This window comes from Flavobacterium sp. ACN6 (assembly GCF_002304005.1).
Classification (GTDB): Bacteria; Bacteroidota; Bacteroidia; order Flavobacteriales; family Flavobacteriaceae; genus Flavobacterium.
Genome location: NZ_MRCQ01000003.1, coordinates 93,340 through 110,277, shown reverse-complemented (window position 1 = coordinate 110,277; position 16,938 = coordinate 93,340). Strand labels below are relative to the sequence as shown.

Below are 16,938 nucleotides of genomic sequence, written 5' to 3'. Positions count from 1 at the left end.
TTAGAACCTTAGTCTCTCAGAAACTTAGGTCTAATCCAACGCATTTAAAATTTTCAACCCAAAAACAACTCCATTTTGTTGAGTGCCTCCTTGATAAGAATGTATATAATCGACTCTGAATAGCTTAAATTTACCAAAACCTAAATTATCCAAGCCAACAGTAAATTCAGTATACGGTTTTCGGTCGGGGATTGCCAGCGAATGAAATCCGATATTCATAGTAGATTTCAAAAGATTCAACAACGGAATTTTATTCATAATAAACCCAGTGTCGTTATGTTCCAAATGCATCTCAAAATAACTGTCATTTGTACTGTTGGCATAATAGGGCATCAAATTGAAAACATTTAAATAACGACCGCTTGTACCAATATGAGTTTGGTTTCCGTTAAAATGTCTGTAATCTATAAAAGCAATATTTTCAGCATTGAAGAATTTTCCCGCTCTGAAATTGGTTCCCAGCGTACCTTTGTTTCCAAGTTGTAAATCGTATTGCACAGAAGCTCCAATTCTCTCAAATTCATATTTCTTTTCGCTTCCAGCAAATGCTTTTTCAAAACCTAAAATTATAGTTGGATATCTATCGTCTTTAAAATTATATCTTCCGTCAGGTCTCGAAATGTATTTGTTTCCAAAGTTAATTCGGGCATTGATTCCGGCTTTAAATAAATAATGCTGTTCAAATGGAGCTGTTGTAAAATCATCCGGAGCAAGCGGATTATTAGAAGAATACAAATCATCTCTTTTAAAGAAAGAATAATCAGTTGTATTAAAAAGAGGTTTTCGCTGCTCATAAGCCACTTTTGCGAACAAATTAACGCCATTTAAAACATCTTGTGAATAATTGATTTGAGCATATTCTAAATTATACAACTTCATATAATTATCCTTAAAAAATAAAGAACTTACAGAGTTGACCAATTTAGTAATAGGTTCAGCGCTATTAAACTGTGCTACTTTTGTTCCTCCTGAAATGACAATTGTAGCAAAATTTATTGTATTGAATTTATGGGTAAATTGTCCCGTAACTCTAAAACGTTCATCTGAAAAACCATAATTAAAAGTCGTTCCAATACTAGTTGTTTTTCCTTTCTCTTCATTTTCTGTTTTAAATGAAAAACCAGAATCCAAATTAAATCCCTGTACGGTATTGAAACTTAAAGAGGCGATATTCAATAAACCTTGATAATTAAATGAATATTTTTTGAATGTATTCTTATAATCATAGCCCATTAAAATATCCCAAACTTTAAACTTGTTGTTTTTAGCATCAATAGAATCAGTATATTTTTTGGAAGTTCGAACAGTCTGCAGGCTGTCTTTTTTATTATAATCATTACTTTCCTCTATTGTCAAAGGAATTGGGCGGATTTCGTTCCAAAACGCATCATCTTTTTTATTGGCATTTGGTTCAAAAGAAACAATTTCATTTCCAAAAGTCTTCTTTTCAAATGAAGAAGGAAATTCATAATTAGAGTACACGTAATTAAAATTTCCAGAGAACTTTATTCCAAAAATACCCGCAGTAAAAGAAAGCGTCTGCGCATTTTTAGACCAAATTTTATTCTTTTTATTATAACTATAACTTTGCGTTAAAGACATTGCCTCCGTAAATTCATTTTTCATTCGGTAGCCTTTTATGTCTAAATCTATGGCATAAATGGCAAAGCTATCGTCTACAATATAGATGTAACCTTCAAAAACGGGTTCTTTATCACGTTTTGGAATGACTTTTATTTTATAAATCTGTTGTTTATTATCATCATAAAATGTGCCTTCCAGTTTATATTTATAGTAACTAAAAGCATTATCTGCAATTGGAGAAATCATTTTAACATCAAAGTCTAACGCATTATCATAAAAATCATAAGTAGATAAAGCGGCAGTGTTGTAACTGTAACCTCTGTTGTTTCCTGAGATTTTTGAGGCAATAATTTTCTCTTTTAACTTGGCAGGTTTTTCAAAAGTGATTTTAGAAACGGTTTCAGATAAGTATAAAATCCCTGTTCCTGTAGAATCTAAATTCGATGCCATATCAGCACCAAGATCTACTTTTTGGCCGAGGATCTTTTTAGGAAGATCTTTTACCTTAAACATTCCCTTTGAATAAAAATCGGCTGTGTAACGACCAGTTTTGTCGGAGTTGTCTTTTTTGTTTGCAATAGCATTTTTAATAATGGCATTTGCAGGATTGTTTTTGGGATCAATCACTACTTCATTTAAGGAGAAACTTTCTTCCTGCATTTTTACATCCAAAGTTATGGTTTGTGAATCTGCCGAAACTGAGATTTTCTGCGTTTTAAAACCTAAGTACTGAAAGACAATTTGGTTTTTACCAATTTCTTTTACTTGAAGCTGATATTTTCCCTGCTCATTTGAAGTAGTTCCTCTATAAGTTCCATCTTCAAAAATGGAAACAAAAGGAAGCAGATTTCCCTTTTCATCGGTTACAGTGCCTTTGATTTGTGCAAAATTGGAAATTGAAAAAATTAAAAAAGCAAATAGCGTAAAGTTTTTCATGTAAGTGGTTTTCCCTTACAAAAATAAAAGAACTTAAAAGCGAGCCTATTAATAATTTGTTAAATTAAAGAAAGGCAATGTCCTTTACGCTGTCATGCTGAGTGCAGTCGAAGCGCCTCTCCCGCAGCAGACAGGGTTCAGATCATATTTAGTCGAAACTTATAAAAACGACTGAATCGCCAATTCGTAACTTTTTAGTCCAAATCCTAAAATAACGCCTTTAGCATTTCCAGATAAATACGATTGATGTCTAAAACTTTCGCGTGCATAAGTGTTAGAAATATGAACCTCTATAACTGGTGTTGTGACTGCTTTCATCGCATCGCCTAAACCAATTGAAGTGTGGGTATAAGCGCCCGCATTCAAAATGATTCCATCATATGAAAATCCAACTTCCTGGATTTTTCCAATTAGTTCGCCTTCAATATTACTTTGATAATATGAAAGTTCGATGTTTGGAAATTTCTCTTTCAACGTTTCATAATAATCTTCAAAAGTCTGGCTTCCGTAAACTTCTGGTTCGCGTTTTCCTAAAAGATTCAAATTGGGTCCGTTGATAATGCAGATTTTCATGTTTAATTATTTATGTTGAGGTAGTATAATTTTCATTGATTTTTGACATTGCCATTGAAATTGATTTTTGCAATTGCCATAGAACTGTGTAAAAATAAAAAAACCGCACTAATAAATAGAGCGGTTTTTGTAAAAGTATGTGATATTCTTTTAGAACATGTATCCAGCAGAAAGTTGGAATACAGAGTTTTTAAAGTCAGCTTCTTTTGAAACTTCTGTCAAACCTATTCCGTAACGAGCTTGAACAAAAAGACCTCCAACAACTTTTAATCCTAAACCTGCATTAAGAGAGAAGTCAAATGTTTTTGGATCAGCAGCATCAAATTCCTTTTTATTACTTACAAGGAATGAAGCTTGTGGACCAAGTTCTAAACTAAGTGATTTAGTCATGTAAATTTTTGCCATTACTGGAATAGCGATATAACCCATTTCGTTTTTAAATTCCGTAAGAGCATTTTTATAAGTTGCACCTTGAGTAGTATACAAAAGCTCTGGCTGGATTGAAAATTTTTCTAATAATTTAAGTTCTGCTACAAGACCTGCATGGTAACTTGTAATACCTTCTTTGTCAACTGAAATTCCATTAAAATCAGAACCTCCTGTTTGGTTAGCAAAGTTAACACCTGCTTTAACCCCAATTTGTACAAATTGTGCATTCATCGTTGCTGATGTTGCTAGGAACAATACAGCGGCTACAATTATTTTTTTCATAAAATGTTTTTTAAAATTTGGTATTTAAATGTTATTTAAAAGTCAAAACTACATATTTAGCATTTTATTGCCTTATAATTTGGATTAAATAATTAATAAAATTCCCACTCAAACATGTTTTTTAGTATCAAAATGTATAGGTTTTTCTTTTATAATGCTGATTATCAGATTTATTTTTAGTCGTTTTTTTCTGTCTTATTTTAATACTTTTTAAACTTTTAGTGGACACTTATTTGTAGGTCTAATCTTAGTTTTGCCTTGTAATTAAAAATGTAAATCATGAAAAAAATTATTTTAGCTGCTATTGCAGTAATGGGATTTAGCGCTGCTAATGCACAAACAACAGGATTCTCTAAAGGTGATACATTTATTTCTGGAGCCTTTAATGTAGGGACAGAAAAAACAGGTGATGCTAAATCAAATGATTTTACGCTTGTTCCAAGTGTAGGTTATTTTGTTTCTGAAAATGTTGCTCTTGGAGCAAAATTAGGTTTTGGTTCAAGTAAAGTGGATGATGTAAAAGAAAATGCATTTACAGTTGGTGCTTTCGGCAGATACTACTTTACACCTGCTTCTCAATTTTCAGTTTATGGTCAAGCTGGATTAGATTTTACCAACTACAAAACTGGAGATTTTAAATCAAATGAACTGGGTGTAAATGTAGGATTAGGTTTAAGCTATTTCTTATCTAACCATTTTGCTATTGAAGCTACTTGGGCTGGTCTAGGATATAGTGTAAATAATAACGGCGGAGACGGAGCTGATAAAACTAATAGATTTGGTCTTGGTACTGATTTAAGAGATGTTAGCTTTGGAGTTATCTACAAATTCTAAATAAAAAAATTTAGTTAGTTTTTTTAAAAGTCTTCCTCATAATGAGGAAGAATTTTTTGTTTTATATTAATAAATTTAAAAAAATTAAAGTCTCTAATAATAATTTATATATATTACTATTTTCTTTGTTAAATTCCAAATCATTTTTTATGAAGAATATTTTTATATTTGATTAATTAAAATTTAACCCAAAACAAATAGTATGAAGAAAATTATTTTAACTGCTATAGCGGTAATGGCATTTGGTTTTGCAAATGCACAACAAACAAGATTTGGAATAAAAGGAGGTCTTAACCTTTCAACAATAGTTGGAGGAGATGTTGAAGATACTAAAACTTTAGTCGGTTTTCATGTTGGAGGCTTTGCTGAAATTAATATTGTAGAGAAGTTTTTTATTCAGCCTGAGCTTTTGTTTTCGACTCAAGGAGCAAAAGTGGATGGAGGTTTCGGAGGAGATGTTGATTTTAAATTAAATTATTTGAATATCCCTGTACTTGCAAAGTACTATATTGTAGATAATAAATTTAGTGTAGAAGCGGGTCCTCAATTAGGAGTTTTATTATCTGCTAAAGCAGAAGATAATGATATTAAAGATTTTACAAGATCGGTAGATTTTGGTTTTAACATTGGAGCTGGATATAATTTTACAGATAATCTTTCAGTAGGTCTTCGATATACTATTGGTTTATCTCCTTTAACCGATGAAGATGTTGATAATGCAGATGATTATTATGATAGTGCTAAAAATAGTAACCTTGCCATATCTTTAGCATACAAATTCTAAAATTCTTTTTAAAAGATAATATCATATAGCCTTCCTTATTAGGGAAGGTTTTTTTATGGCTTTTTTATTGTTAAATTAATTTTTTTTTTCGTAAGTATATTTTTATATTTGGCAAAAACATTTTAAATACCACTCAAAACATGAAAAAAATTATTTTAGCATTTATTGGAATTATTGCATTTTCAACTGCAAACGCTCAAGATGGACATTTTAAAATTGGTGCACATGCGGGTTTGCCAATAGGAGATGCTTCAAATGTATTTTCAGTTAACTTTGGCGTTGATGCTGCTTATCTTTGGAACTTAGGAGATAAATTTAGTGCTGGTGCAACCACTGGTTATACGCTATATTCTGGTAAAAAGAATGAATTCTTTGATGGTGTTAATTCCTATGATATTAAAGTAAAAGATGCTGGATTTATACCAGTTGCAGGTACAGCGCAATATTCAATAACAGATAATTTATTTGCTGGTATTGATTTAGGTTACGCAATTTTTTTAGGAGCTGACGGTGTTGGCGCAACGGATACTGGAGGAGGTATTTTAGTTCAACCAAAGTTTGGTTACCAAAACGACAAAATTGAGTTATATGCGGCTTATAAAAGAATTAGTGATAGCGGCAGTCTTTCATCTTTAAACATAGGATTTAATTATAAATTCTAAAACTCTAATTTTTAGAAATGTATTAACCTTCTTTATTTTGAGAAGGTTTTTTTATACAGAAAAATGACTTACTTTGTGAATATGAATTGGAGTAGATATATAAAAGATTATCAAGCGTATTTGAGGATAGAAAGAGGATTGTCTAAAAATACTATTGAAAATTATGGTTTTGACATTGAGCGTTTATGTTTGTTCTTAGAAGCCAATCAAATTGACATTTCTCCAATTAAAATTTCGGACGAAACCTTACAGCAATTTATTTATGCAGTAGCAAAAGAAGTTAATCCAAGATCTCAGGCAAGGATTATTTCTGGTTTAAAAAGCTTTTTTAATTATTTGGTTTTTGAAGATTATAGAAACGATAATCCGCTGGAATTAATTGAAGCGCCCAAAACGGGACGTAAATTACCTGATACACTTTCGCTTGAAGAAATAGATAATCTCATAGAAGCAATAGATTTAAGTACAAATGAAGGCGAAAGAAACAGGGCAATGCTTGAAACTTTATACGGCTGCGGACTTCGGGTTTCTGAATTGGTTTCGCTCAAAATTTCCGATTTGTTTTTTGATGAAGGTTTTATTAAAATAACTGGAAAAGGAAACAAAGAGCGATTTGTTCCCATTGGCCCATTAACCCAAAAATATATTGATATTTATAAAAATGCCATTCGCTCTAATTTGAATATTAAAAAAGGTGCCGAAGATACTTTGTTTTTAAATAGAAGAGGGAATTATTTAACGAGAGCAATGGTTTTTACGATCATCAAAGATCTGGCGCAAAAAGTTGGGTTAAAAAAGAATATAAGTCCGCATACCCTGCGTCATTCTTTTGCAACTCACTTGTTAGAAAACGGTGCAGATTTAAGATCAATTCAATTAATGTTAGGTCACGAATCTATTACAACAACGGAAATTTATGTGCATTTAGATCGCAGTTTTTTAAAAGAAGTAATGCATAGTTTTCATCCAAGAAAATAATTTTATCATTCTTGCGTTTATCTTCTCGTAAAAATTAATATATTGTGTTAAATTTTTGTTTTAATAAAAACAAAAAAGAATTAATTTGTGATTTTATTTTATTTTTTTAGAATAAATGTTACGAATGTTTTATTTACATAAAAAGGTGTTATATGGTTTTTGATTTATATGGAAATGACGATTGCTTAGAGGTAAATAATTTTTATAAAAAATTGTTGGCCGAAATGCCTGACGTGCTTTTTCAATTTATTATTGATGCAGATAATAATTATTCATTTCCACTTGTAAGTAAATCAGCAGATGAAATATTTGAGCTTTCTGCGGCAGATTTTACTAATGATATAAAGTTTATAATTTTCGACCGAATAGTGCCAAATGATCGTGAGCGGTTTTTTCATTCTCTAGTCGAAGCTAAAAGAAAAGTTAAGCCGTGGGAAATTGAATTTAGAGCGGTTCTTCCTAAAAGAGGAACTCGCTGGTTTAGAATTACTTCAAAAACGGAATCGACTTTAGGAGGTAAAGTGGTTTTTTACGGCCACGTTGCGGATATAACAGAATTAAAAGACAAAGAAGAAAAACTTAGAATATCTGAAGAACGTTTCCAATTTGCTCTTGATGCTTCTACTGCTGGTGTCTGGGATTGGGATATGGTAACAAATAGTGTTTTTTATTCGTCGCTTTCCCTTAAGATTTTAGAATTAGAATCTTCTGATATTTTTGATGATCCAGAACGTTGGGATAAAATTGTGCATCCTGACGATCTTCCAAAATATTACTCTGATATTCAGGAACATTTTGATAATAAAATTCCATACTACGAAAATTACCATCGTGTAATGACATCGAGCGGTAATTACAAATGGATTTTGGACCGTGGGAAAGTAATTAAACGTGATGAAAACGGAAAACCTCTACGCGTAATTGGTACGCATACGGATGTTTCTGCTCAAAAAGAAAAGGAATTGGAGCTTTTAAAAACGATGAAATTGTACAGCGATCAAAACAGTCGTTTGTTGAATTTTTCGCATATCGTTTCGCATAATTTAAATACTCAGGCGGGAAATATAAAATCGATTCTGGATTTTATTGATGCCGACGTGAATAAGCAGACCGTCGAAGAAATGCTGGAACATCTGCGAACAGTTTCTAATGATTTAAATGAAACAATTTCAAATCTGACGCAGATTGTAAAAACGCAGAGCAATATCAATATCGCTGTTGTTCCGTTGAAGTTGTGTGAGTATATCGAAAAAACTATATCGACGATTAAAGGGTATGATAAACAGCGTAACGTTACGATTGTAAACAATGTTCCAAGATATCTAACGATTAATTTTAATCCGGCCTATATGGAAAGCGTTTTGTTGAATTTTACCACAAACGCAATAAAATATGCGCATCCGGATCGAGATCCTGTGATTGTTTTTGATTTTGCGATAGAACCTGAAGGTTTTAAGTCGCTTAAGATAACTGATAATGGTCTGGGGATCGATCTAAAAGTTTATGGAGATTTGTTATTCGGAATGTATAAAACTTTTCACAAACACGAAGAAGCCCGCGGAATTGGATTGTATATTACAAGAAACCAAATTGAAGCGATGAAAGGAACAGTTTTGGTAGAAAGTGAAGTAGGAGTAGGAACCAGCTTTAAAATTGTTTTTAATGATATGTAAAGCTTAGATTTTTTATAAAAAGAAAGGCTGTCGAAATAGATCGACAGCCTTTCTTTTTATAAAAAATCTCCTAGATTATTTAGCAATATTAACAGCTCTAGTTTCTCTAATAACTGTCACTTTTACTTGACCAGGATAAGTCATTTCTGTTTGAATTTTTTGGGAAATTTCAAAAGATAAGTTTGCTGCATTATCGTCTGAAACTTTTTCGCTTTCTACAATTACACGAAGTTCTCTACCTGCTTGAATTGCATAGGCATTTTTTACACCGCTAAATCCGTACGCTACATCTTCAAGATCTTTCAAACGCTGGATGTAAGAATCTAGAACCTGACGTCTTGCGCCTGGTCTTGCTCCAGAGATAGCATCACAAACTTGGATAATTGGAGACAACAATGATTTCATTTCGATCTCGTCGTGGTGCGCTCCAATTGCGTTGCACACTTCTTCTTTTTCGCCGTATTTCTCAGCCCACTGCATACCTAAAAGCGCGTGTGGTAAATCACTTTCTGTATCTGGCACTTTACCAATATCGTGAAGTAAACCAGCTCTTTTAGCTAATTTTACATTCAGCCCTAATTCTGCAGCCATGATACCGCAAAGTTTAGAAACTTCTCTTGAGTGTTGTAATAAGTTTTGTCCGTAAGAAGAACGGTATTTCATTCTACCTACAACTTTAATTAATTCTGGATGTAAACCGTGAATTCCCAAGTCGATTACGGTGCGTTTTCCAACTTCGATAATTTCGTCGTCGATTTGTTTAGCAGTTTTAGCAACCACTTCTTCAATTCTTGCAGGGTGAATACGTCCGTCAGTTACTAATTTGTGTAAAGACAAACGAGCAATTTCTCTACGAACAGGATCGAAACAAGAAAGGATAATAGCTTCTGGTGTGTCATCAACAATGATTTCCACTCCAGTTGCAGCTTCAAGCGCTCTAATGTTACGTCCTTCACGACCAATAATTCTTCCTTTTACATCATCAGATTCAATGTTGAAAACAGAAACGCAATTTTCTACTGCTTCTTCTGTACCAACTCTTTGAATAGTGTTGATGATAATTTTCTTAGCTTCTTGCTGTGCTGTAAGTTTAGCCTCTTCAATTGTTTCTTGAATATGAGACATCGCTTTAGTTTTAGCTTCAGCTTTTAAACCTTCAACTAATTGCTCTTTTGCTTCTTCAGCAGAAAGACCAGAGATTACTTCTAATTGTTGTAATTGACTTTTGTGAAGTTTATCAACTTCAGCTTGTTTTTTGTCTAAAACTTCAACTTTGTTATGATATTCCGCTGTTTTAGCTTCAAAATCATCATTTACTTTTTTAGCTTTAGAAAGCTCATTTGAAACTTGTGATTCTTTATCGCGCACACGCTTTTCTACTTCAGCTACTTTTTTGTCTCGTGCTAAAATAACTTGTTCATGCTCTGATTTTAATTCAATGAATTTTTCTTTTGCTTGAAGAATTTTGTCTTTTTTAATATTTTCGGCTTCTAAATTAGCGTCTTTTAAAATTGAAGCCGCTTCTTTTTTAGCGTTTTTGATTAGGTTTGAAATATTACTTTTCTCGATAATTTTAGCTATTGCGAATCCTGCTGCAATACCTACAATACCAATAATGATCGTTATGATGTCCATGTTTGTTAGGGTTTATATATAAAAAAAGCCTACATTAATTGCTTGAATAAACTCGTAAAGACAAGTTTTGAGCTAACTCACTGTTCAAGTTTCCCGGTCAAAGCTGGGCATACTATAGTAGCGACGATTTGCTCATTCTAAATTGTTAGTGTTGAGTTTACCAATTGTGAACTAATGTAGGCAGTATCTTAGTTTCTTGTAAAGAACGTTTAATTTTCGAGATATTGATCTAAAAGCAAATTTAATTTTTTAATTCGTTCAATGGTATCTTCTCCATCGATTGCGTTATCAATTTGTTTTTGTTCTACTTGCGATGCAAATTGCAATGCGCACATCGCTAGTACATCTTGTTTGTCACGAACTGCGTAATTTTCTTCGAACTGCTTTATCATAGCATCAATTTTTTTAGAAGCACTTCTTAGTCCTTCTTCCTGAGCAGGTTCAACCGTTAACGGGTAAACGCGGTCTGCAATTGATATTTTGATTTTAAGCTTTCCGTCCATATTACTAATCTGATAGTTGTGCTATACAGTAATCAATTTCGCGAATTAATGAATTTATTTTAAGCTTTGTCTCTCTCTTGTTATTGTCGCTGCCAAGCAACGAATTGGCTATCTTAAGTGTTTCATTTTGCTTTTTCAAAGCTTCAATTTCTTCAGATTGTTTCTGGATAATTTGCGCAGCTTTGGCTAGTTCTAATCGTAGCGCTTGATTGTTTTTCTCCAAACCTTTTGATTTTTCAAAAAGCTTTTCGACTTTATATTCAAGAGTATCAATTATTTCTGCAATTACACTCATTATACATCCTATTCATTACTTAATCCTACAAAGTTAGTATTCCTTTTTATTAATGCAATTTTTTATCGAATTTTTTACATTAAAAAGAGACAAATAAATGAAATTCAGTATATTGTGTTATTAAGTTTGTTTTCTAGGTTTTTACCTGTTAATTTTTTATTTTAGCAAAAATATTTTTTTATGAGATTATCTATACTAGCCCTTTTATCCTGTCATTTTCTATTTGCCCAAACACAATATCCTAAAGATTATTTTCGTGCTCCGCTTGATATTCCAATGCAGCTTTCTGGTAATTTCGGAGAGTTGAGACCGAACCATTTTCATGCTGGTTTTGACTTAAAAACAAACCAGAGAGAAGGACTAAGTGTTCATGCAATTGCTGATGGTTATGTTTCGAGAATTAAAATTTCAACTTACGGAAATGGGAAGTGTATTTACATCACGCATCCTAATGGATATACGTCTGTTTACGGGCATTTACAAACACCGGTGGGGACAATTCTTGATTATGTAAAAAACACACATTACAAAGAAAAAGCATATGAAATTGAAATGTTTCTAAAGCCTGATGAACTTCCAGTTACAAAGGGACAAATTATCGGACTTTCTGGTAATACAGGTTCTTCAGAAGGGCCGCATCTTCATTTTGAAATTCGCGACAGCAAAACAGAATTTGTAATCAATCCGATTTTCTTTGGCTTTGACCAAAATATAAAAGATACTAAAAAGCCGACTTTGTCAAGTTTGTATGTTTATCCGCTGGACAATGCAACTGTTAATCAGTCTAAACAGCCTTTGTTGCTTAACATGGCACTGCAAAAAGATGGAACTTATCTGGCATCAAAAGTAAAAGCAAACGGTAAAATTGGTTTCGGAATTAACGCTGTAGATACAGATGATGTTTCGTATAACAAAAATGGTGTTTTTAATGTCTCGACTTTTTTAAATGGAAATCCGAACTATAATTATCAATTTAATACGTACTCATTTGATGAAATGCGTTATATCAATGCTTTTATAGATTATTCGAGGTATAAAAAAACAAGTCAGAGAGTTCAGAAACTTTTTATGAAAACGCCTTTCGCTTTAAGCATAATTAAAACAGATTCTCAGTACGGAGTTATCACGCCAGAACCAAACTTGGCATCAAATTACAGAATTGAAGTTTCAGATTATTTTGGTAATTTAAATTCGATTACAGTGCCAATTGAATACGATACTGCAACACCGCTTGTGCAAGCTGAACCAGTTATGGGTCCTTATTTTGTGCGATATAATAAAGATTCTAATTTTGAAAAGGATAATATGTCTGTGTTTATTCCTGCTGGAACTTTCTATGAAGATTTTAATATGAACTTTGATGTTCGAAATAAGAAAATTTACATTCATGACGATACCGTTCCTGTTCATTCTAATTTTACCATAACAATCAAAGACGATTCGTATCCTGAAAATTTACGTGACAAACTTTATATTGGAAAAGGTACAAGTTTTAACGGAACAATTAGAAAAGCTGATGTATTTACAGCAAAAGCAAAAATTTTAGGGCAGTACGGTTTAGTATTAGATACTATTGCTCCAGTTATAAGAATGGCCAAACCAGTTGAAGGAAAATGGATTAGTGACCAGAAAAAAATTGAGCTTACAATTGGCGATTCTTCTTCTGGAATAAAATCGTACAATGGTTACTTAAATGGAAGCTGGGTTTTGTTTGAGTATGAAAATAAAACGCGAAAAATCACGCACACTTTTGATGATCAATATTTGACGGAAGGTGAAAACTTTTTAAAAGTAGAAGTTGTTGACAATGTAGGAAATACTGCTATCTTTGAAACTCATTTTTTTAGAAGTCAACAAAAATAAAACTCAAATCTTTGAATTACAATAGATTTATATTCGCTTTCTTTTTTCTGTTTTTCAGCTGTATTGCATTTGCTCAAAATGCTCGTATAAAAGGAGTGATTTTAGATACAGAGAAACATCCGGTGTCAGGTGTTAATATTTCTTCGCAGGGCAATATGGCGCAGTCAGATAGGAGTGGCTTTTATGAAATTGCTGTTCCTTCCAATAAAAAAGTTTCTCTGATATTTACCCATGTTTCTTTAAAGATGATCAGTTTGACGGTCAGTTTGAAAAACAATGAAGAGTTTATTTTTAATCCGATTATGAATAATTCTCAGGAACAAATGGGAGAGGTTTTCGTTTCATCGGGAAATAGAAAACGTGTTCAAGGAATTGCAACAATTGACACCGAAACCATAAAAAAGATTCCCGGTGCAAATGCGGGAATTGAGAATGTTTTAAAAACGCTTCCAGGTGTAAATTCCAATAACGAATTAAGTACACAATACATGGTTCGCGGGGGGAATTACGATGAAAACTTAGTTTATGTAAATGAAGTCGAAGTGTATCGTCCGTTTTTAATTCGTTCGGGACAGCAGGAAGGGTTGAGTTTTACGAATACAGATTTGGTGCAGAATGTTGATTTTTCGGCAGGTGGATTTCAAGCAAAATTTGGCGATAAATTATCTTCGGTTTTAGATATCACGTATAGAAAGCCAACACAATTTGGTGCTTCTTTTGAAGCTAGTTTTTTGGGCGGAAGCGCTTCTGTAGATTTGGTTTCTAAAAATAAAAAATGGTCTGCCGTTACCGGAGTTCGTTATCGAAATAATAGTCTGCTGGTAAATAGCCAAGATACACAGACAAATTATACGCCAACTTTTGCAGATGTTCAGACGAATATTAATTATGATATTTCTGAAAAATGGCAGATGAGTTTTCTAGGTAATATTTCGCAGAATAAATATTTGTACCAGCCGTTAACCCGCGAAACAAAATTTGGAACTATCGATCAGCCAATGGCACTTGCTGTTTATTATCAAGGTCAGGAAAAAGACCAATACGATACTTATTTTGGCGCTTTAAAAACAACTTATAAAGTTTCGCCTTCACTGACTTTAAAATTAATCGGATCTTTATTTCATACCACAGAAAAGGAACATTTCGATATTCTGGCGCAGTATCGTTTAGGAAATGTTAATGCTGAAGATCCAACAAATCCATCAGCAATTGATTTTACGCGCGGAATTGGTTCGCAGTTAAATCATGCTCGTAACGATTTGGATGCATTAATTGCCAATATTGAATTGAAAGGAACAAAAGAGTGGAAAGAGAGCCAGCTGGAATTTGGTTTAAAATACACTAGAGAATCAATTCGAGATAGAGTGGTAGAGTGGGAGATGATTGACTCAGCAGGTTTTTCTATAAATCCTCCTTTGAATATTCTGCCAGAAAACAATCAGCCTTATACGCCTTATGCGGGCCCGCTTTTACCTTACCAAGATATTCGTGCTACTAATTTTAATACAATAAACCGCTTTTCTGGATATGCGCAATGGAATAAACAATCTGAAATTGGTTCGAGTCAGATTTGGTATCATTTGGGAGCGCGTTTTCAAAGCTGGAATGTTTCAGGAGCTTTAGAAGAAGGCAAGAATCAGACTATTGTAAGTCCGCGTGCGCAATTTGCTATAAAGCCAGATTGGGATCGCGATATGGTTTTTAGAATTTCGGGGGGATTGTATCATCAGCCGCCATTTTATAGGGAACTTCGTGATTTGGATGGTGTTGTAAATCCGAACGTAAAAGCTCAGGAAGCTGTTCATGTGGTTTTAGGAAATGATTATAATTTTAAAATGTGGAATCGCCCTTTTAAATGGGTAACTGAGATTTATTATAAATCGCTTTCAGATGTCAATGTGTATTCGATTGATAATGTCAGAATTCGATATGTCGCCAATAATAATGCGAAAGCTTACGCACAAGGTCTTGATTTTAGATTGAACGGAGAATTCGTGCCGGGAACAGAATCTTGGGTTAGTTTTGGATATATGAAAACCGAAGAAAATTACGAAAACAAAGGGTATATCGCCCGCCCAACAGACCAGCGTTTAAAGTTTGCTATGTTGTTTCAGGATTATATGCCAAACATTCCGAGTGTAAAAGTGTATCTGAATTTAGTTTACAATACAGGTTTACCAGGCGGTGCTCCATCATACACAGATCCCTATTTGTACCAAAACAGATTAAACGATTACAGAAGAGCTGATATTGGTTTTGCAAAAGTTTTTGTAGACAGCAGTACGCAGAATACGAAAACAAGCTGGCTTAAAAACTTCAAAGAATTATCTGTGGGATTGGAAATATTCAATCTCTTTAATAATCAAAATGCGATTACAAATACTTGGGTTCGCGATGTGTATTCTAAAAATCAATATGCGATCCCAAATTATATGACTTCTAGAGTTTTTAACGTTAAGATTAATGCGAGGTTATGATAGAAAAACGTGAAAAAAGAAAGAAAATTTTTTACGTTCCAGGAATGGTTTCTTTGGTTTTGATCCCGATATTCTGTTTTTGTTATTTTTATAAAACGGATGCATTTAAAGGGGAGCGATGCATTGGTATTTATATTCCTTCTGATTCTATCGAGATAAAAGATTTTTTATCCCTTAAAAGAAATTATCAAGTTTTTCATTTGGAAAGCTCTCTTGATTTAGAGGGAAAGAAATTGGAAAAACTTCAGTTTGCCTTGAGAAATTTAAATCGTACAAATGATACTGTAAAAGGAATTCAAATTCATTTAGGAAAGAAAATGAAATATGAAGTTTATATTAGAATTTTAGATATTTTTAGTATTGAGAAAATGCTACTATATACACAATATAAGAATGATTTTTTTGTTGTAATGTTGCCCAAGCCAAAGCCAAAGCCGGTGCCATATGGAAAGAAAATTATCCCTTTTCAATGTGGTTATTGGGAAGCGAATAAAGATTATTTTTTAGAACAAGAAAGAGAAAGACAATTCAAAAATGCTTTCGATCTCTATAAAAAATATTGGATTCTATTTTTTGGCTATTTCGGAATTGTTCTAATCAACATCTTTGCGTTAGTAAAATTCAATAAAAACCAGAATTACAATCAAAAATAGTATATTTGATAATCGAATATAATCCGTTTAGATGAAAAAGTATTTTAAATATATAGCCTTGGGAATCATTGGGACAGTAATAAGCTGTCGTGAGGAAGTTAAAAAGCCAAAAGTAAGTTACGACGTCTCAAATAAAGTAAGTATTACTAAAGCAGATTCTTCTCAAATTGAAATTGCAGATCTGCCAATTCAAATGGAAGGAACAAACTATTTAATTCACCCAGTTGGAGATTTAAGGGTTTATGAAAAAGGGTCAAAAGCCAGATTAGGTTCTTCAAGCGTAAATGATATAAGTTTTACTATTTCTAATTTAGGCGAATATGAAATCACAGGTTATCTTCAGAATTTAAAATTTCAAAAAGTAGACTCAGATTCTATTCGTCCTTTGTCAGATAAACCAATTTTGATATTAACGGCGACTTATTTAAAAACAGTTGCAGATAAAACTCATAATAATGTTATGGTTTACACCCTAACAGATTCTGATACAAATAAAGACGGAAAAATAGATACCAGCGATATTAAAACTCTGTATTTAAGTGATATCAGCGGAGAAGGTTTTACTAAAGTTTCTGCTGATCTGGAAGAGTTAATTGACTGGAGTTTAGTAGAATCTAAAAATCGTTTGTATTTTAGAACAATAGAAGACACCAATCAAAATGGTCAATTTGATAAAAATGATGTACTGCATTATAATTATATAGATTTGACTTCTAAAAAATGGGAAGTTAAAAGTTATAAACCTATTTAAGGTTCTGAGATACTAAGATACTAAGG

General features: G+C 32.7%; 15 protein-coding genes. 9 read left to right on the top strand and 6 right to left on the bottom strand.

The features are described from left to right. Positions 1-30 precede the first annotated feature (30 nt). From BSF42_RS05825 to BSF42_RS05815, 3 genes are all read right to left on the bottom strand, one after another. A complete protein-coding gene (locus BSF42_RS05825) occupies positions 31-2,520 on the bottom strand; it encodes a DUF5686 and carboxypeptidase regulatory-like domain-containing protein (RefSeq protein WP_095952173.1) in 2,490 nt (829 codons plus the stop codon). Positions 2,521-2,679: 159 nt separating this feature from the next. Then, positions 2,680-3,093 carry a type II 3-dehydroquinate dehydratase gene (gene aroQ / locus BSF42_RS05820; protein ID WP_095952172.1) on the bottom strand — a complete coding sequence of 138 codons (414 nt, stop codon included), beginning with the start codon at positions 3,091-3,093 and terminating at the stop codon, positions 2,680-2,682. Between the two features lie 150 nt (positions 3,094-3,243). Continuing rightward, positions 3,244-3,804, bottom strand: a complete 561-nt coding sequence (locus tag BSF42_RS05815; protein ID WP_095952171.1) for a porin family protein — start codon at positions 3,802-3,804, stop codon at positions 3,244-3,246. Positions 3,805-4,083: 279 nt separating this feature from the next. Here BSF42_RS05815 and BSF42_RS05810 point away from each other — a divergent pair, with 279 nt between their 5' ends. From BSF42_RS05810 to BSF42_RS05790, 5 genes are all read left to right on the top strand, one after another. Then, positions 4,084-4,638: an outer membrane beta-barrel protein gene (locus BSF42_RS05810; RefSeq protein ID WP_095952170.1), complete on the top strand. Its 555-nt coding sequence runs from the start codon at positions 4,084-4,086 to the stop codon at positions 4,636-4,638. Positions 4,639-4,840: 202 nt separating this feature from the next. Next, positions 4,841-5,422 (top strand): porin family protein, encoded by a 582-nt coding sequence (locus tag BSF42_RS05805; RefSeq protein ID WP_095952169.1) that lies wholly within the window; start codon positions 4,841-4,843, stop codon positions 5,420-5,422. 140 nt (positions 5,423-5,562) lie between these two features. Further along, positions 5,563-6,084, top strand: coding sequence for a hypothetical protein (locus BSF42_RS05800; protein WP_095952168.1), 522 nt, complete (start codon positions 5,563-5,565; stop codon positions 6,082-6,084). Positions 6,085-6,165: 81 nt separating this feature from the next. Next, positions 6,166-7,062 (top strand): site-specific tyrosine recombinase XerD, encoded by an 897-nt coding sequence (gene xerD / locus BSF42_RS05795; protein WP_095952430.1) that lies wholly within the window; start codon positions 6,166-6,168, stop codon positions 7,060-7,062. Positions 7,063-7,214: 152 nt separating this feature from the next. Next, on the top strand, positions 7,215-8,735 hold the full coding sequence (locus BSF42_RS05790; RefSeq protein WP_095952167.1) for a PAS domain-containing protein: 1,521 nt from the start codon (positions 7,215-7,217) through the stop codon (positions 8,733-8,735). A gap of 75 nt (positions 8,736-8,810) precedes the next feature. Here BSF42_RS05790 and rny read toward each other — a convergent pair whose 3' ends face one another. The 3 genes from rny to BSF42_RS05775 all read right to left on the bottom strand — a co-directional run bounded on the left by rny (position 8,811) and on the right by BSF42_RS05775 (position 11,168). Then, a complete protein-coding gene (gene rny / locus BSF42_RS05785; protein ID WP_095952166.1) occupies positions 8,811-10,370 on the bottom strand; it encodes a ribonuclease Y in 1,560 nt (519 codons plus the stop codon). A 209-nt stretch (positions 10,371-10,579) separates the two neighbouring features. Then, on the bottom strand, positions 10,580-10,873 hold the full coding sequence (locus tag BSF42_RS05780; protein ID WP_095952165.1) for a cell division protein ZapA: 294 nt from the start codon (positions 10,871-10,873) through the stop codon (positions 10,580-10,582). 4 nt (positions 10,874-10,877) lie between these two features. Next, positions 10,878-11,168, bottom strand: a complete 291-nt coding sequence (locus BSF42_RS05775; protein WP_095952164.1) for a hypothetical protein — start codon at positions 11,166-11,168, stop codon at positions 10,878-10,880. Positions 11,169-11,348: 180 nt separating this feature from the next. Between BSF42_RS05775 and BSF42_RS05770 the strand changes: the two genes are divergently transcribed. Genes BSF42_RS05770 through BSF42_RS05755 form a run of 4 tightly spaced genes read left to right on the top strand, consistent with a single transcriptional unit; the run spans position 11,349 to position 16,912 of the window. After that, a complete protein-coding gene (locus BSF42_RS05770; protein ID WP_095952163.1) occupies positions 11,349-13,031 on the top strand; it encodes a M23 family metallopeptidase in 1,683 nt (560 codons plus the stop codon). An 11-nt stretch (positions 13,032-13,042) separates the two neighbouring features. Beyond that, entirely contained in the window at positions 13,043-15,508 is a 2,466-nt protein-coding gene (locus BSF42_RS05765) for a carboxypeptidase-like regulatory domain-containing protein (protein ID WP_095952162.1), read from the top strand. After that, on the top strand, positions 15,505-16,161 hold the full coding sequence (locus BSF42_RS05760; RefSeq protein ID WP_095952161.1) for a hypothetical protein: 657 nt from the start codon (positions 15,505-15,507) through the stop codon (positions 16,159-16,161). The genes BSF42_RS05765 and BSF42_RS05760 overlap by 4 nt, the downstream gene beginning before the upstream one ends. A 31-nt stretch (positions 16,162-16,192) precedes the next feature. Continuing rightward, positions 16,193-16,912 carry a hypothetical protein gene (locus tag BSF42_RS05755; protein ID WP_095952160.1) on the top strand — a complete coding sequence of 240 codons (720 nt, stop codon included), beginning with the start codon at positions 16,193-16,195 and terminating at the stop codon, positions 16,910-16,912. The last annotated feature ends 26 nt before the right edge of the window (positions 16,913-16,938 follow it).

Coding starts and splice junctions, on each gene's coding strand:
- BSF42_RS05800 (WP_095952168.1), top strand. CDS start 5,563: ATGAAAAAAATTATTTTAGCATTTATTGGAATTATTGCATTTTCAACT.
- xerD (WP_095952430.1), top strand. CDS start 6,166: ATGAATTGGAGTAGATATATAAAAGATTATCAAGCGTATTTGAGGATA.
- BSF42_RS05790 (WP_095952167.1), top strand. CDS start 7,215: ATGGTTTTTGATTTATATGGAAATGACGATTGCTTAGAGGTAAATAAT.
- BSF42_RS05775 (WP_095952164.1), bottom strand. CDS start 11,168: ATGAGTGTAATTGCAGAAATAATTGATACTCTTGAATATAAAGTCGAA.
- BSF42_RS05770 (WP_095952163.1), top strand. CDS start 11,349: ATGAGATTATCTATACTAGCCCTTTTATCCTGTCATTTTCTATTTGCC.
- BSF42_RS05755 (WP_095952160.1), top strand. CDS start 16,193: ATGAAAAAGTATTTTAAATATATAGCCTTGGGAATCATTGGGACAGTA.
- BSF42_RS05760 (WP_095952161.1), top strand. CDS start 15,505: ATGATAGAAAAACGTGAAAAAAGAAAGAAAATTTTTTACGTTCCAGGA.
- BSF42_RS05825 (WP_095952173.1), bottom strand. CDS start 2,520: ATGAAAAACTTTACGCTATTTGCTTTTTTAATTTTTTCAATTTCCAAT.
- BSF42_RS05815 (WP_095952171.1), bottom strand. CDS start 3,804: ATGAAAAAAATAATTGTAGCCGCTGTATTGTTCCTAGCAACATCAGCA.
- BSF42_RS05780 (WP_095952165.1), bottom strand. CDS start 10,873: ATGGACGGAAAGCTTAAAATCAAAATATCAATTGCAGACCGCGTTTAC.
- BSF42_RS05810 (WP_095952170.1), top strand. CDS start 4,084: ATGAAAAAAATTATTTTAGCTGCTATTGCAGTAATGGGATTTAGCGCT.
- rny (WP_095952166.1), bottom strand. CDS start 10,370: ATGGACATCATAACGATCATTATTGGTATTGTAGGTATTGCAGCAGGA.
- BSF42_RS05805 (WP_095952169.1), top strand. CDS start 4,841: ATGAAGAAAATTATTTTAACTGCTATAGCGGTAATGGCATTTGGTTTT.
- aroQ (WP_095952172.1), bottom strand. CDS start 3,093: ATGAAAATCTGCATTATCAACGGACCCAATTTGAATCTTTTAGGAAAA.